The following is a 16,381-nucleotide window of genomic DNA, read 5'->3' as shown; positions in this document are numbered from 1 at the left end:
CCGACCTGCTGGCCCTCCACGCGCCGGCGGCCCCCTTTTCGGGAGCCGCCGGCGTTACGGTGGACGGATGAGCCGCCCGAGAACCCACCGAGTCGCCTCCTTGGGCGGCCTGCTGGTGCTTCTCGGCCTCGTCCTGACCCCTCCCCTGCTGCTGCTCACGGACCACCGCGCCGACCTCGTCGTCCTGTGCTCGAACACCGCATCCGTGTGCCGGACCCTGGCGAGCACCTACGAGGAGGACACCGGGCACACGGTCGAAGTGGTGCGCATCCCCACCTCGGAGGCGCTGGCACGGCTCACGGCCACACGCGGCGAATCCGAGTTCGACGTGTGGCTGGGAGGCCCCGCCGAGGCCCACGCCCAGGCCGAGAGACTCCACCTGCTCCGTGCCGCCCCCGCAGTGGACACCTCCGCCCTGCCGCCCGCCTTCCACTCCGAGCGCTGGTTCGGCGTCTACGGCGGAATCCTGTCCCTGTGCCTGTCCCCCGAGGCCGGCCCCATCACCTCCTGGGAACAGTTGGCCGCCTCCTCCACGCCCCTTGCCCTTCCGGCGCCCCTGACCTCGGGCACGGCGGCGACCCTGCTCAACCTGCATGCCGAGCGTCTCGGCGGAGCCGACGCCGCAATGGCCTACCTGGCCCGCCTCGACACCCACACCCTGACCTACGCCGACTCCGGGACCGACCCGGCCCACCTGGTCGCCATCGGCCGAGCCCCTGCCGCCGTCACCTTCGACAACTACTGCCGCCTCGAGGCCGAGGCGGGGCGCCCCGTGGCAGTCGTCCATCCCTCCGACGGGACGGGATTCGAGATCGGCGCAGTCTCACTGCCCCAACGCGCCACCCCCTCTCCCCTTGCCCAGGACTTCCTCGCGCAGGTCGTCTCCGACCGTGGCCAGGCCCTGGCCGCAGGGGTGGCCGGCCAGTCTCCCGTGAGCACCCGCCTGCCCAGCAACATCAGCGCCCGCCTCGACGCCCTGGACACCACCGTCCACGGCATGGATCCGACGCTGTCCTCCCTCAGGCGATCGGCATTGATCCGCGAGTGGACCGACCGGGTCTACCTGCCGGACAGGGGCCCCGGGGGTGACGAAGGCGGGCTCGCCGCTCCGCCGTCCGACCGCCCTGCGTCCCTCCGGCCCGCCGACGAGGCCACCGGCGTGGGCACCTTCGGGGCCGCGCCCTCGCCCGATGCCGACCTGATGATCCAGTGGAGCGACCTGGTGCCCACGGGTGTGCGCACGGGCTGCACCGCCCTTGCCGCAGGACTTCTCGCCACACTCCTGGGAGCCGTGCTCGCCCTGGCCGCACGAGTGTCCTCACCCGCTGTGGCGCTGCTGGTGCCCGTGTGCCTGCTTCCGGCCCTGGTCCCGGCGGGCGTCGTCGAGGAAGCGCTCATCGCCTTGGGCGCACCCCCGTTCTCGCGCGCAAGCCTGGTCCTGGCACTTGCCCTGAACGCAACACCCTTCGCGGTCCTCGTCCATTGGTTCGCCCTGTCCTCCTTCACGCGCATCGAGATGCAGGCCGCCTGCGACCTGGGGGCGGGCCCGTGGTCGATCACCCGGCGCCTGCTGGCGCCACGACTGGTCTCCGCAGCGGCGCCCGCCTTGGCAGTGACGACTCTCATGGTCGCCTGCGACACGTCCGCGACCAGCGCACACGGCGGCGCCGAGCCCTATCTCGCCCCCTTCGCACGCGCGGCACTCAACTCGGGAATGCGTTCGTCCATTCCTTTGGGCATTGCGGCCCTGTTCGCGGGCGCCGCCCTGGTGACCGCCGCGCTGGTCGTCAGGGCCGTGTCGCATCACGCCTCACGACCGGCACCGGTGGAAGAGGCCCGCACCCCGTCGGCACTCCTGCGCCCCATGAGCGCCCTGGTCGCTCTTCCCGTCCTGGCACTGGCGGTCCTTGACGGCGCGGCACTGGCGATGGTCCTCCTCGGATTCGCACGCAGCGCACTGAGCGGGTCCTTGGCCCGAACCGCACCCGAGGCGCTGCGCGAATCCGCTCTTGTGCTGCTCGTCGTCATTCCCGTGTCCGCCTTGATCGGCTTCCTCACCGCGCGGGTGCGCTGGCAGCACCCGCGCCTGGTGGCCTTTGCCTTCCTGTCGCTGCTCTTCGCCTCGCCGGTGGCGGGTGGGGTGCTCATCCACTCGGTGCACTCCTACCCGGTGTCAGTGGGGCAGCGCACGCTGCTTCCGCCCTTGGTCGGCGCGGGCTCACCCGGTGGCGGCCTTGTCGCCGTCCTGCTGGCCAACCTCATCCTGTCGGTTCCTGCGGCGCACTTCCTCATGAGTTTCGCGCTGGCAGGCACGCGGGAGGCGGCGGCCGTGGGCCGTGACGCGGGCGCCTCGGCACTGCGGGTGACCCTGGACATCCTCATTCCTGCGGCACGAGGGCGCCTGGTCGCGGCCATCGCAGCCCTGAGCGCCCTCATCATGTGCATGAGCGCCCCGTCGGTGTTCGTCGTGCCCATCGGGTCGGCCTTCCCGCCGGTGGCACTGGTGCCCTTGGGCAGTCATGGCGACCCGGAGGGAGTTTTCGTCCTGGGCGCCCTCGGCGGCGCATGCGCATTGGCCATGATCGGGACGGCCCTGGTCGCCGTCGCGTCGACCACTCGGAGAATGCCCCATGTTCGCTGAAGCCGGCCCCGCCCTCGGCCACGGGGCCACGCCGCACCCCGGGGCGCCCTCGACCCCGGGGCAGATGCGCCCGGAGCCCCCGGCGCCGGTGCGCCTGCGGGTCCACCGCCTCGCCCTCCACCGGGCGGGTCGGATCCTGGCCGACCTGTCCTTCGAGGTGCGCGCCGGGGAGATCCTGGCCGTCGTCGGACCGTCCGGATGCGGCAAGTCGACCCTGCTGCAGGTGCTCGCCGGCCTGGTCCCGTGCGATGCGGGAAGGATCGAGGTCGATGCCGTCGACATCAGCAACCGGCCAGCTCAGCAGCGGCCCACGGGCCTCGTCTTCCAGTCGGGGGCGCTCTTCCAGCACATGACCGTGCGCGACAACATCGCCTTCGGCTTGGACGGCTCCAACCTGTCGCCGCGCCACCGGGCGGACCTGGTCGATGCCACCATGGCGCGCATGGGGGTCGCCGACCTTGCGCGTCGGCGCCCGCACCAGCTTTCGGGCGGCCAGTCCCAACGGGTCGCACTGGCGCGGACCCTGGTGCGCCGCCCGCCCGTGCTGTTGCTGGACGAGCCCCTGGCCCACGTCGGCGCGGCCGTGGCCTCGTCGATTCGTGCGGCCCTGGTACGTGAAGTGGGGCGCCTGGGCTCGTCGGTCCTGTACGTCACCCACGACGTCGAGGAAGCCTGCTTGGTGGCGGACCGGATCATGCTGCTCGACCAGGGTCGGTGCCTGCAGATCGGCGCCTCTCGCGAGCTCTACGCACGTCCGGCCTCCCCGGAGGCTGCTCACCTCATGGGAATCCCGAACATCCTGGCCGCCACAGTGGAGTCGGTGGCGACTTCCTGCCCGGACGGGTCGGGGGCGGCGGGTGACAGGAGTGACGTGATCGCCCTCGTCCGCTGCGGCACAGCGGCCTTCCACCTCGCCGCCGGGCCCGGGGTGGCCCGGGGTCCCGCCCTCGTCTCCATTCCCCCGGAGGACATCGAGATGCACCGGGCCCCGGCCCACTCCGTCATCGGCCGCCACGGGCAGGTGATCGGCGCCTCCTTCGTGCGCTCGCACATGTCCTACGACGTGGAGACGCAGATGGGGACCCTGGTCGTGCGTCATCCCGACACCTCCTCCCCCTTCGATGTGGGGGCTCATGTGGATGTCGAGTTCCGCGGGGGCTGGGTCCTTCCTTCGGCCCGTTGACGAGGGCGGGTGCCGTGACCCCCGCCGAATCGTCGCCTCGCCGGCGCTCAGGCGCCCTGGAGCTCTTCGGCCAGGATCTCCGCGATCTGGATGGCGTTCAAGGCGGCGCCCTTGCGCAGGTTGTCGCCGGAGACCACCAGGACCAGACCTCGCCCGTCCTCGACCGTTTGGTCCTGACGGATGCGGCCCACCAGGACCTCGTCGCGTCCGGCGGCTTCCAGCGGGGTCGGCACGTCGACGAGGCGCACACCCGGCGCATCTGCCAGGATCTCGCGGGCGCGGTCAGGGGTGATGGCGCCCGTGAACTCGGCGTGGACGGTCAGGGTGTGGCCGGTGAAGACTGGGACGCGCACGCAGGTGCCCGAGACGCGCAGGTGGGGTGCATGAAGGATACGGCGCGACTCGTTGCGCAGTTTCTGTTCCTCGTCGGTCTCCTCCGAGCCGTCGTCGACCAGGGCGCCGGCCAGAGGCACGACGTCGAAGGCGATGGGCGCCGCGTAGACCTGGGGTTCGGGCAGGCAGAGGGCGGCTCCGTCCAGGGTCAGGGCTGCGAGGTCCTGTTCGGCACCTGCGGTGAGCTGGCCGACAAGCTCTTGGACGCCCTTCAGTCCGGTGCCGGAGACCGCCTGGTAGCTGGAGACCATGAGGCGTTCGACTCCTCCGGCCTCGTCGAGGAGAGGCTTGAGGACGGGCATTGCCGCCATGGTCGTGCAATTCGGGTTGGCGATGATGCCTTTGGAGCGGTGGCGCACGTCCTCGGGGTTCACTTCGGAGACGACCAGCGGCACCTCCTCGTCCATGCGCCAAGCGGAGGAGTTGTCGACGACCACGGCGCCTGCGGCGGTGAATTTGGGCGCGTACTCGCGCGAGGCTGTGGCTCCGGCCGAGAAGACGGCGATGTCGATGCCCGACAGGTCCGCGCTTGCCACGTCCTCGACCGTGATTTCGGTGCCCTTCCATGCCAAGGTGGTGCCCGCCGAGCGGGCGGAGGAGAAGAAGCGGATGGAGGTGGCCGGGAAGCTGCGTTCCTCCAGCAGGGCGCGCATGACGCGGCCGACCTGTCCGGTGGCGCCGACAACGGCAACTGTGAGGTCACTCATGGGGTTCTCCTTGATGTTCCTGTGTGCGTGGACGTCCGTGTTTCGCAGCCAGAGCCGGAGCTGGGGGCTGAGAGTCGGGGGGGGGACCCGGGGGCCGGGGTCGGGAGTGAGAGTCGAGTCAGGGGCGGAAAGTGAGAGTCGGGCTGGGGACCGAGAAGCGGACCATGTCCATCCACTCCCCTCCGTGAGATTCGTCCTTCAACGAGGGCACTTTGTTCGACCCTCAATTTCAGGGGCATCCGACAAGGACGAATCTCGCAGGAAGTCGGACGAGTCTGGCAGGAAGTGGGACGAATCTCGCGGGAAGAGGGACGAATCTCAGGGTCAGCGGCCGGTGCCTCCGTAGACGACGGCCTCGGACTCGGTGGCGTCCAGGCCGAAGGAGGTGTGCACCGCCTGCACCGCGCGATCCAGGTCCTCCAGCTTCGTCACCACCGAAATGCGGATCTCCGAGGTCGAGATCAAGTCAATGTTGATGCCGGCCTCCGACAGAGCGGCGAAGAGCCTGGCCGAGACACCCGGGTTCGTCCTCATACCCGCACCCACCAGCGAAAGCTTGCCGATGTTCGGGTTGTAACGCAGCTCGTCGAAGCCGAGCTCGCCACGGTGGGCCTCCAGAGCCTCCAAAGTCTTGCGGGCGTCACCCTCGGGCAGGGTGAAAGTGATGTTCGCCTTGGTCGGATCACTGACCGGCACGTTCTGGACGATCATGTCGATGTTCGCGCCGGCCTCGGCCACGATGGCGAAGATCCGCGCGGCCGCACCCGGCGTGTTCATCACATTGGTGACGGTGATCTTGTCCTGGGAACGGTCGTGGGCGATTCCGGAGATGATCGGCTGTTCCATGGGCTCCTCCGTGGGATCGTGCAGGGCGGCGGCGGGCACGAGGCCCTCGAGGTCGGGGTGGGCGGGATAGTCGGAGATCCACGTGCCCTCCTTCTCGGAGAAGGAGGAGCGCACGTGCAGGGGCACGCCGTAACGGCGAGCGAACTCGACGGCCCGAAGGTGCAGGATCTTCGCGCCGTGGGCGGCCAGTTCCAGGGTCTCCTCCTGGCTGATGGTGCGCAGGCGGTGGGCCTTGGGCACGATGCGCGGGTCGGCACTGAACAGACCGTCGACGTCGGTGTAGATCTCGCACACGTCGGCCTTCAGCGCCGCAGCCAACGCCACGGCGGTCGTGTCGGAGCCGCCGCGACCCAAGGTGGTGGTGTTCTCCTCCTCCGAGGCGCCCTGGAATCCGGCGACGATGGCCACCTGCCCGTCCTGGATCGTGCGGGCCACGCGTTCGGGCACCATGCCGATGATCTGCGCACGCCCGTGGTGGGAGTCGGTGCGGATGCCCGCCTGGGCACCGGTGTAGGCGGCTGCGGGCACACCCAAGGTGTTGACCGCCATGGACAGCAGCGCCATGGAGATGCGCTCACCTGCGGACAGGAGGATGTCCATCTCGCGTTCGGGGGCGTCGTCGGTGATGGCTGCGGCCGTGTCGAGCAGCTCATCAGTCGTGTCACCCATGGCCGAGACGACCACGACCACCTTGTGGCCGGCATTGTGGGTGTCCACGACCCTCTGGGCCACGCGCTTCATGGCGGCCACGTCCGACACGGACGAGCCACCGTACTTCTGGACGATGAGTGCCACGGATTCCTCCTTCGTCGCGGGCGGCGCGACTGTGGCCATCCTAGGTTTCACTCCCGGGCGGGCCGTTGGCGACCGTCATGTGAACACAGGTTTCCTCGCCCTCGGGGAACGAGGGCGACCCCACACCCCACTCAGTCCAGGATTCGGGATGCACGTCCGGTCAGTGGACCACATTGGTCCTTGCTTTCCCCACAGGGATAGGTTCGTCCGGAAGGTCGCACGACGGCGGCCCGCATGGAACTGCCCGATCAGCACGAAGGAACGTCCGATGAAGCGCACCGTCCTTGCTGTCGCCGCTGCGACCACCGCCCTCGTCCTTGCCGCATGTGCGGGCGGCGGAAACGCCACCCAATCCGCCACCACCCGACAAAGCGGCACCTCGGGGACGGCCGGCCCAGCCGGATCCACCGGCCCCTTCCGCATCGGCATCACCCAGATCGTCTCCCACACCTCCCTGGACGCCGCCCGCGACGGATTCAAGAAGGCCTTCACCGACGCCGGCATCGAGGTCGAGTGGGACGAGCAGAACGCCCAGGGCGACCAGGCCACCGCCGTGTCCATCGCCTCGAAGTTCGCCACCGACAAGCCCGACCTGGTCCTGGCCATCGCCACGCCCACCGCCCAGAGCGCGGCCACCGCCATCACGGACGTGCCCGTCCTGTTCACCGCCGTCACGGACCCGGTCTCGGCCCAACTGGTCGCCTCCAACGAGGCCCCCGGCGCCAACGTCACCGGCACCACCGACATGAACCCCGTGGCGGACCAGATCGCCCTGATCAAGAAGTTCAAGCCGGAAGCCAAGACCGTCGGCATCATCTACTCCTCGGGTGAGGTCAACTCCGAGGTCCAGGTGAAATTGGCCAAGGAAGCCGCCAAGAAAGAGGGACTTGTCGTCTCCGAAGCCACCGTCACCAACTCCAGCGAGGTCCAGCAGGCCGCACACTCGCTCGGCAAGGTCGACTCCCTGTACGTGCCCACCGACAACACCGTGGTCTCCGCGCTGGCGGGCGTGGTGCAGGTCGCCGAGGACCTCCGGGTGCCCCTCATCGTCGGCGAATCCGACTCGGTCGCCAACGGCGGACTGGCAACGGTCGGCATCGACTACACCCAGCTCGGCCGCCAGACCGGCGAGATGGCCATCCGCATCCTCACCCGGGGCGCCGACCCGGCGACCATGCCCGTCGAGGCACAAAAGGAATTCACGATGACCATCAACGAGACCTCTGCGGCAGGCATGGGGGTGACGATACCGGAGGCCCTCAAGTCCGAGGCCACCCTCGTCAAGTGAGACCCCGGGGCGCGCACCCTCCCCTCCCGTGTGACGAGGGCGTGGCCGGACCCCGTCCCGACCTCGCACCCCGCCCTCGTCCCGCACCCACGACCCGACCGTGCGGCCCGGGCCGCGCACCACCGAAGGAGCCCACACCGTGCTCGTCGCACTGGACCTCGGTCTCATCTACGGCCTCATGGCGCTGGGGGTCTATCTGACCTTCCGCGTCCTGGACTTCGCCGACCTGACAGTCGACGGATCCTTCACCACCGGAGCCGCAGTCACCGCCGTCATGATCACCAATGGGCTCAACCCATGGGTTTCGACCTTCGCGGGATTCGCGGCAGGATTCACCGCCGGCACCATCACCGGGCTGCTCAACACCAAAGGCCAGATCCACCCGCTGCTTGCCGGAATCCTCACCCAGATCGCCCTGTACTCGATCAATCTGCGCATCATGGGCAAGGCGAATCTGCCGCTGCTGCGCGGCGTGGACACGCTGGTCCAGCCGCTGCGCCAGGCGAAACTGCTGGGGTCATGGACCTCGGTCGCCGTCTTCGCCGCAGTCATCGCCCTTGTCATGTTGGCCTTCAACTGGTTCCTGTCCACCCAGGTGGGTCTGGGGATGCGTGCCACCGGCGACAACGAAGGCATGGCGCGGGCGCAAGGAGTCAACACCGGCGCCATGAAGGTCCTGGGCCTTGCCCTGTCCAACGGCCTGGTGGGCCTGTGCGGCTCGATCGTCGCCCAGTACCAGGGTGTTGCCGACATCTCCATGGGCATCGGCCTGATCGTCGCGGGCCTGGCATCGGTCATCATCGGCACGGCGATCATCGGGTCGCCTCGCGTGTGGGTGATGTCGCTGGCCGTTGTCATCGGCTCGCTCATCTACCGCGGCGTCATCCAGGTGGCGCTGACCGTGCCCGGCTTCGACGCCAATGACATGAAACTTCTCAGCGCCGTCATCGTCCTCGCGGCCCTGCTGCTGCCCCGGTGGGGACTGTTCGCGCGGATCCGGGCCAAGCGCCGCTCCAAGACGCTGGTCGCCGAACCCGACATCGTCCCGCCCGCCGAAGAGGCCGACTCCACAAAGGCGGTGCTGTGATGCTGCAGGTCAAGAACGTCACCAAGTCCTTCTTCCCGCACACCGTCAACGAGAGGATCGCCCTGCGCGACGTCTCGCTGCACCTGGAACGCGGCGACTTCGTCACCATCATCGGCTCCAATGGGGCAGGCAAGTCCACCCTGCTCAACGTCGTGTCCGGCCGCTACATGTGCGACGTGGGTTCGGTGTGGATCGACGGCAAGGACGTCACCCGACTGAAGGACCACCAGGTGGCCCACATGGTGGGGCGGGTCTTCCAGGACCCCATGGCGGGAACCGCACCCCATCTGACCATCGAGGAGAACCTGGCCCTGGCCCACATGCGAGGGCGCCGCCGCGGACTGGGCATGGCCTTGACCTCCAAGCGGCGTCAGTACTTCCGTGAGGTCCTGGCTCCCCTGGAGCAGGGGCTGGAGAATCGTCTGACGACGAAAGCCGGGCTGCTCTCCGGCGGACAGCGTCAGGCACTGTCATTGACCATGGCGACCTTCTCGGAGCCGGACGTCCTGCTGTTGGACGAGCACACCGCGGCCCTGGACCCCAAGCGCGCGGCACTCATCACGCATCTGACGCAGGAGGCCGTCTCCCGACTGGGCCTGACGACGCTGATGGTCACACACAACATGGAGCAGGCCCTGTCGATGGGCAACCGGCTCGTCATGATGCACGAGGGTCGGATCATCTTCGAACTCTCCGGACAGCAGAAGAACGATGCGACGGTCGACTCGCTGATGGCGGAGTTCGAGAAGCTCCGCTCGGGTGGCGCTGGCCTGTCGGACCGGACGCTGCTGGCCTGAGGGGCCCTCGCCCCTGCAATCGCGGTGCTTCCACCGACCTCGCCACGAGGGCGGCGGCGTGTCCGGATTCAGCCCGCCGAGCGCGGCAGGCGCACCTCGAAACGCGTGCCGGTGGTCGGCGCGACCCGGGCGGCCTCGTCCCCGGGGACGTCATCGGCGCTGAGTGTCGACATCGAGACCCGGCCCCCCAGCGCCTTGGTGATGGAGGAGACGATCGACAGGCCCAGGCCCGAAGAACCCTTGCCGTCCTTGCGGGTGCGCGACCCGTCACCGCGCACGAAGCGGTCGAACACGGTGGGACGCAGGGCCTCGGGGATTCCGGGCCCGTCGTCCGCCACCCACAGGAGGACCGATCCAGCCGGACCACAGCCCACCTTCCACGTGGCCGTCCCATCCGGAGCCACCACCTGGTCCACTGCGTCCTGTGCTGCGACCGCACGCACGCCGATGCGCACCGTGGTGCCGGCGGGAGTGTGCACGCGCGCATTGTTCACCAGATTCGCCAGGACCTGACGCAGGGCGGCCTCGTCCCCGTCGACCACGCACTGCTCGGACTCCTCGCCCTCGGGCAACTCAAGGACCCACGAGTGGTCGGGCCCGGCCGCATGAGCGTCCATGACGGCATCGACCACCAGGGGCACCAAGTCAACCGGCAGGGAGGCCAGCTCGCGGCCGGCGTCCAGGCGTGCCAGCAGCAGCAGGTCCTCGACCAGCCCGGACATTCGCGCGGACTCCGAGGCAATGCGCCCCAAGGCGGTTTCGGCGTCCACCGAGTCCCGTTGGAGCAGCTGCGTGTAGCCCTGGATGGAGGCCAGTGGCGTGCGCAGTTCGTGTGAGGCGTCGGCGACGAATTGACGCAGGGTCCGCTCGGACTCCATGCGCGCTTTCAGGGCGCCCTCGACATTGTCGATCATCGTGTTCAGGGCGTGCCCCACGTCCCCGACCTCGGTTCCCGGGCGCGCCAACGAAGGGTCCAGGCGGGCGAAGGGCTCGATCTCTTCGGAGCGCAGGTCGCGTCGGCCGATCCCACGTGCCGTCGAGGCCACGACGTCCAGGGGGCGCATCTCGCGCTTGACCCACCAGCGGCCGACGAACAGGGCGATGAGCACGACGACGACTGCCACACCCAGGTCGGTGGCCAGCAACTGGGTCATCACCCAGTCGGTCTTGCCCAGCGACTGCCCGACCACCACGATCGCACCGTCGGCGGTTTTCAGTGCCGCGACCCGGAATGCTCCGTGGCCCTCCAGGTGGACGGTGCGCACCCGGCGGTCGGTGGGTTGGGCGAGCAGTGTCTGCTGGTCCCGGCTGGAGATGGGCACGATCGAGAACTTGTCGACCACACCCGCCGTGACGACCCCGTCGTAGCTGACCAGTTCAAGCAGACCGTCATTGGCTCCTGGGCCACCGAGTCCCTGCGGGGCGCCGCCGCTCGGCGGATGGTCGCCCCACTCTTCGCCGGGCGCGACTTGGCCACTGGAACCCTGTCCGCCGCTTCCTTGACCATCGTTTCCTTGGCCCGGCGTACCGGGCGCTGCGCCCTCTGCCGACTGCGTCCCTGCGGAGTCGGCGCCCTGCCGGCCGCCGGGCCGGCCCGCTTGCCCGCCCTGCCTCGTGCCGCGCGTGGACTGGCCGGCATCCGGCCCCTCGGCATCCTGGGAGGCGGCAAGCGCCTCGTCCGAGATGGATCCGGTTCGGCCGATCGCGTGGGTGACGGAACGCTCCACCTGAGCGATGGTCTCGCGGACACCGTCATCGACTTCACGTCCCATCCACCCACGCATGACCAGGACCGCGGCGGCAGCGGTGATCGCCAAGGCGACGATGACCAGGACGGCCAGGAAGATGCTCAGTCGGTTGGCCAGGCTCTGCCCGCGCCGATGGGGACGGGGCCCGCTCACGACGGGTCTGGGGCGGGACGCAGGATGTAGCCGGCGCCACGCACGGTGTGGATCATGGCAGGACGGTCGCCCTCGATCTTCTTGCGCAGGTACGAGATGTACAACTCGACGACATTGGCCTGCCCGCCGAAGTCGTAGGACCACACGCGGTCAAGGATCTGCGCCTTGGACAGGACGATGTTGGGGTTCTCCATGAGGTAGCGCAGGACCTCGAACTCCGTGTTCGTCAGGAGGACGGGTTCGCCCGCCCGGGTGACGTCATGGGAGTCCTCGTCCAGGACGAGGTCGCCCACGGTGAGCACGTGCCTGACGGTCTGGCTGGCCATTCCCGAGCGGCGCAGCAGGGCGTCGATGCGGGCGGCGACCTCGTCCAGGTCGAAGGGTTTGGTCACGTAGTCGTCGGCTCCGGCACGCAACCCGGCGACGCGGTCGGCGACGGCGTCACGGGCGGTGAGGAACAGGACGGGCAGGTGCGGCCGCTTCTTGCGCAGACGTTCCAGGGTTTCCATGCCGTCCAGGCCGGGCATCTGGATGTCGAGGACGACGACGTCGGGGTCGAATTCGTCGGCAGCGTCGAGCGCCTCCCACCCGTTGGAGGCAGTGCGCGTCTCCCAGCCGGTGTGCCGAAGGGCGGCGGCAAGCAGGTCGGCGAGGAAGACCTCGTCATCGACGACGAGGATGCGCGCGGGAGTGCCGTCGGGGCGGACGTACGGGGAATCGTTCTGGGGGCTCACATGGGTGATTCTTCCATGGTGAGGGCATGCACAGGCAGTGCATTGCCTGTGTGGGCGCTGTGGACCCGGGCCGGCCGGTTGCGCCGGGCGGGTCAGCCGAGTTGGCGTCTGCCTTCGAGGGCGCGCCCCAGGGTGAGGGAGTCGGCGTACTCCAAGTCCCCGCCAACGGGCAGACCGGTGGCCAGTCGCGTGGTCTGGACCCCGATGGTGCCCAGGGTGCGTGCCAGGTACGAGGCCGTGGCTTCGCCCTCGATGTTCGGATTCGTGGCCAGGATGACTTCGGTGACCGCGCCGTCCTGGAGACGTGAGAGCAGCTGCCGGATACGCAGCTGCTCGGGTCCGACTCCGCGGATCGGGTCGATCGCCCCGCCGAGCACGTGGTAGCGGCCGCGGAAGACTCGGGAGTTCTCGATGGCCTGGATGTCCTTGGGTTCCTGGACCACGCAGATCTGCGAGGGGTCGCGGCGCACGTCTCGGCAGATGCTGCAGATCTGGTCCTCGGTGAGGTTTGCGCACACCTCGCAGTGGTGGACGCGGGTGCGCACCGCCTGGATGGCATCCGTGAGTCGGGCGACGTCCTCGGGTTCGGCTTCGAGGAGGTGCAGTGCCATGCGCAACGCGGACTTGGGCCCGACTCCCGGCAATTGGCCGAGTTCATCGATGAGGTTCTGCAGGGCGCCTTCGTACACGCCGTGTCACACTCCCTGGTCGTAGGTGGTGTCGATGACTTTGCCGCCCAGGATCTCCAACACGGCCGGCACACCACTGGTCATGGTGACATCCACGTCCTGGTCGTCGAGGCTGGCGGAGTCGTCCTCGGCGGCACTAGGCCTGTTGTCGGCCATGGGGCTGTGCTGACCCGCGGTGCCGTGCTCGCCCGCACGCGCAGGCCGACCTTGGGAGGCCGGACCCGTGGAACGGCCCATGGCGCGCATTGCGGCCCCACGGCCCCGGGAGTGCGGCGTGTCCTCCCGGCCCTGACCAGCAGGAGTCGCGAATGGGTCGGCGTCGGGGGAATCGTCGAAGGAGACTTCGGCCTGTCCGCCCGGCTGGGCCACGGCCTCGGCCCAACCGTCGGGCCCGGGGGCGCTCCCACCCGCATCCGGCGCAGGACCGGCAACACGGGTGGGGGCCGCGAAGGAATCGCCGCCTCGGCTCCGGTCGAGGCCGTCCCAGTCGGCTTCACCAAAGGGATCATCGTCGGCCGGGGCGGCGTAGGGGTCGCCGACGTCGAAGGGGTCGTCTTCGCCGACAGGTGCTTCGTCGGCGGGGACCACGTCCGCGAAGGGGTCCTCCGGGGTGGGCGGATCATCGACCGGGACGGCGGAGTCGACCCGCAGGTCCTCACGCTCATCGCACGCGGGCAGCACGTCCCCGTGCCCCTGCGCCTCGTGGGAGGGGGAGTGTCCTCCTGCCGCTCGGGCGTGGACGGGGGCGCCGTCGAAGGGGTGCCATTGGGCGTCGGGGTCACCCGGCAGGTAGGTGGCGTAGAGCTCTGCGGGTGTTCGGGCGGCATCGGCCCGGGGGGGCGAGGACGGGGCCGGACCACTGTCCGCCACACGCGAGTCCGCCGAGTCGGTCGCCGCGTGGGTCTGCGAGGGTGCAGTGGCGGGTGACTGGGGAACGGGGGCGGGCTCGGGCCAATGTGCCGATCCGGCCGAGTGCCCGTGGGCGGCCTCCACGGCCTGCGCCATTTCGGGAGCGCGCGGAGCGCGGGAGTGGGCCGGGGCAGGGTCCCGGTCTGCGCGAGCCCGAGAGCCCCCCGCCTCACCGCCGCGTGGGCTCCGGCCTCTCGCCTCACGCCGCGCCTGTGCGGCGGGAACGGGCTGCTGGCCGGATGCTGCTCCGCTCGGGGGCGGATCATTCACGGGAGCCGACGCAGTGGTGACAGGGCGTCCACCACCCGCCTGGCCGACCTGGGCGACGACGCTGCGTCGAAGTCCGGTGACCTCGTAGATCGCGGTGGCCAGGACCTCTCCCCTGCCCGCATTGGTGAAGTGGTCCACGTGGCCGGCCGTGGGCAGCACCAGGACGGCCACCTCGGCGTCCACAGCCCCCAACTGTCCGTGTTGACGGACCATCGACCAAGCGGCTCGGCTGAGGCCGGCCAAGCGCTCGACGACCTCCTCCCACCGGCCACGAAGGACGTCTGCGTCATGACCGATCCCTCCCCGGGGGGCAGGGGCGGGGGCAGGATCCTGGACCGCATCCGCATGTGCCACGGCCGGCTCATCGACAAGCACCGCAGCCTGCGGGGCCCGTTGGTCGTCAACAGGCGGGATTCCTTCAGCCGCAGTGGCCGCAGGCGCGCTGCGTGAGGTGTCCGCCTCACCCACAGGCGCCACGGCCTCGTCGCCCCCACTCTCCTCGGAAGGGGCCCGCGCACCGGCTGCCGCCTGGGAGCCGGGTTCCCTCACCTCCCAACCCGGGGTCGCCTCCGACGCCCACTGGCCGGGAGTCTGCGCCGACTCCTCGGGGGTCGCAGCTGCGAAGGGGCGCCCCTGCGGCTGAGTCCTCGGCTCCGCCGCTGAGCCGGTCCCGGGCGCGCCGGCGCGCGAGGCCTCCCGTGCACGACGGGCCCTTGCCAGCTCTTCACGCGCCTGGGCCGCTCCGAAGCGGCCTCCCTCACCTGACACGCCCGGCCCCACATGGTGACCGGCCTCGTCCTCGAGGGGCGCCCCTCCCCTGACCATCCCGGCCGTGCGGGGCATGGGGGCCGACTGCCCGCCGGGCCCGTCCTTGGCGGAGGGGTCGGCGCCTGCGGCCCAGTTCTGGGCGGGGACCAGGATCCGTCCGAGCAGCAGCTCCAGTTGCAGGCGTGGAGAAGTCGCCCCGGTCATCCCCCGCAGGGCCTCATCCGTCAAGTCGGCCGCACGTGAGAGCTGACGCGGGCCCCAGTTGCGGGCCTGGACGAACATGCGCTCGACCTGGTCCGATGGTGTGCCGGCAAGGACCTCCGCTGCCCCGTCTCCCGCCACGGCGATGATGAGCAGGTCCCGCAGACGCCGCAGCAGGTCCTCGACGAATCGACGGGGGTCGTGACCCGACTCCACCATGCGTTCAACCACCCTGTAGGCGGCGGCTCCGTCCCCTCCCGCCAAGGCGTCGACGCTCTGGTCCAGCAGTGCGGAGTCCGTGTAGCCCAGCAGTGCGACCGCCGTGTCATAGGCGACGACCCCGTCGATCGAACCGGCCATGAGCTGGTCCAGGACGGACAGGGAATCGCGCACGGACCCGCCTCCGGCACGCATGACCATGGGGACGACCCCCTGGTCGACGCGGATGTGCTCCTCGTCGCACAGGTGCGACAGGTAGGGGCCCAGCACGTCGGGCGGCACCAGACGGAAGGGGTAGTGGTGGGTGCGCGAGCGAATGGTGCCGATGACCTTCTCCGGCTCGGTGGTGGCGAAGACGAACTTCACGTGTTCGGGAGGCTCTTCCACCAATTTCAGCAGCGCATTGAAACCCGCGGCCGTGACCATGTGCGCCTCGTCGATGATGAACACCTTGTAGCGGTCGCGCACGGGGGCGAAGGTGGCGCGCTCGCGCAGGTCGCGCGCATCGTCCACGCCGCCGTGGGAGGCCGCGTCGATCTCCACGACGTCCAGCGACCCGGGCCCGCCCGTGGCCAGTTCACGGCAGGAGTCACAGTGCCCGCAGGGGGTGTCCGTGGGGCCCTGCGCGCAGTTGAGACAGCGCGCGAGGATACGTGCCGAAGTCGTCTTCCCGCAGCCGCGTGGCCCCGAGAACAGGTAGGCGTGGGTGACCCTGTTGGCCCGCAGGGCGGCGCGCAATGGGGCCGTCACGTGGTCCTGCCCGATCACCTGGGCGAAGGAGTCCGGCCGGTACCGTCGATACAGGGCTGTGCTCACCCTTGAACTCTACGGCCAGGCGCCCCCATTTGGCGCCCTGCCCCACGGGGTCGAGGGTTTCACCACAGGGACCCCGGGTCAGCGCAGGCCGAGCACCCCCGCCCCGCCCTCGCCGGAGTGCCCTCCGACCTCGTCAC

General features: G+C 69.8%; 11 protein-coding genes. 5 read left to right on the top strand and 6 right to left on the bottom strand.

Annotation, left to right across the window (positions count from 1 at the left end):
- The first annotated feature begins 67 nt into the window (after nucleotides 1-67).
- Complete coding sequence (locus I6B53_RS00990; protein WP_216764440.1) at nucleotides 68-2,641, top strand: extracellular solute-binding protein; 2,574 nt, start codon at nucleotides 68-70, stop codon at nucleotides 2,639-2,641.
- Complete coding sequence (locus tag I6B53_RS00985; RefSeq protein WP_216764439.1) at nucleotides 2,631-3,824, top strand: ABC transporter ATP-binding protein; 1,194 nt, start codon at nucleotides 2,631-2,633, stop codon at nucleotides 3,822-3,824. The genes I6B53_RS00990 and I6B53_RS00985 overlap by 11 nt, the downstream gene beginning before the upstream one ends.
- A gap of 47 nt (nucleotides 3,825-3,871) precedes the next feature.
- On the opposite strand, the gene I6B53_RS00980 is transcribed toward I6B53_RS00985, so the two are convergent.
- Together I6B53_RS00980 and I6B53_RS00975 are read right to left on the bottom strand one after the other, a co-directional pair.
- On the bottom strand, nucleotides 3,872-4,924 hold the full coding sequence (locus I6B53_RS00980) for an aspartate-semialdehyde dehydrogenase (RefSeq protein WP_216764437.1): 1,053 nt from the start codon (nucleotides 4,922-4,924) through the stop codon (nucleotides 3,872-3,874).
- A 324-nt stretch (nucleotides 4,925-5,248) separates the two neighbouring features.
- The gene (locus I6B53_RS00975; RefSeq protein ID WP_216764436.1) at nucleotides 5,249-6,565 is read right to left on the bottom strand and encodes an aspartate kinase; all 1,317 of its coding nucleotides are present in this window, start codon (nucleotides 6,563-6,565) and stop codon (nucleotides 5,249-5,251) included.
- Between the two features lie 268 nt (nucleotides 6,566-6,833).
- Here I6B53_RS00975 and I6B53_RS00970 point away from each other — a divergent pair, with 268 nt between their 5' ends.
- From I6B53_RS00970 to I6B53_RS00960, 3 genes are all read left to right on the top strand, one after another.
- The gene (locus tag I6B53_RS00970; protein ID WP_216764435.1) at nucleotides 6,834-7,853 is read left to right on the top strand and encodes an ABC transporter substrate-binding protein; all 1,020 of its coding nucleotides are present in this window, start codon (nucleotides 6,834-6,836) and stop codon (nucleotides 7,851-7,853) included.
- A gap of 139 nt (nucleotides 7,854-7,992) precedes the next feature.
- Complete coding sequence (locus I6B53_RS00965) at nucleotides 7,993-8,940, top strand: ABC transporter permease (protein ID WP_216764433.1); 948 nt, start codon at nucleotides 7,993-7,995, stop codon at nucleotides 8,938-8,940.
- Nucleotides 8,940-9,737 carry an ABC transporter ATP-binding protein gene (locus I6B53_RS00960; protein ID WP_216765265.1) on the top strand — a complete coding sequence of 266 codons (798 nt, stop codon included), beginning with the start codon at nucleotides 8,940-8,942 and terminating at the stop codon, nucleotides 9,735-9,737. Before I6B53_RS00965 ends, I6B53_RS00960 begins: the two co-directional genes overlap by 1 nt.
- Nucleotides 9,738-9,805: 68 nt before the next feature.
- On the opposite strand, the gene I6B53_RS00955 is transcribed toward I6B53_RS00960, so the two are convergent.
- From I6B53_RS00955 to I6B53_RS00940, 4 genes are all read right to left on the bottom strand, one after another.
- A complete protein-coding gene (locus tag I6B53_RS00955; protein ID WP_253953909.1) occupies nucleotides 9,806-11,638 on the bottom strand; it encodes a cell wall metabolism sensor histidine kinase WalK in 1,833 nt (610 codons plus the stop codon).
- On the bottom strand, nucleotides 11,635-12,372 hold the full coding sequence (locus I6B53_RS00950) for a response regulator transcription factor (RefSeq protein ID WP_216764432.1): 738 nt from the start codon (nucleotides 12,370-12,372) through the stop codon (nucleotides 11,635-11,637). Before I6B53_RS00950 ends, I6B53_RS00955 begins: the two co-directional genes overlap by 4 nt.
- Before the next feature lie 92 nt (nucleotides 12,373-12,464).
- Nucleotides 12,465-13,061 (bottom strand): recombination mediator RecR, encoded by a 597-nt coding sequence (recR, locus tag I6B53_RS00945; RefSeq protein ID WP_216764431.1) that lies wholly within the window; start codon nucleotides 13,059-13,061, stop codon nucleotides 12,465-12,467.
- Between the two features lie 6 nt (nucleotides 13,062-13,067).
- Nucleotides 13,068-16,244 carry a DNA polymerase III subunit gamma and tau gene (locus I6B53_RS00940; protein WP_216764429.1) on the bottom strand — a complete coding sequence of 1,059 codons (3,177 nt, stop codon included), beginning with the start codon at nucleotides 16,242-16,244 and terminating at the stop codon, nucleotides 13,068-13,070.
- Between the last annotated feature and the right edge of the window lie 137 nt (nucleotides 16,245-16,381).

Origin of the sequence: Schaalia sp. 19OD2882, from assembly GCF_018986735.1 — a bacterium.
In the GTDB taxonomy this organism is placed as follows: domain Bacteria; phylum Actinomycetota; class Actinomycetes; order Actinomycetales; family Actinomycetaceae; genus Pauljensenia.
Note: the sequence above shows the minus strand (reverse complement) of the source record. Positions and strands in the feature narration are given on the sequence as shown.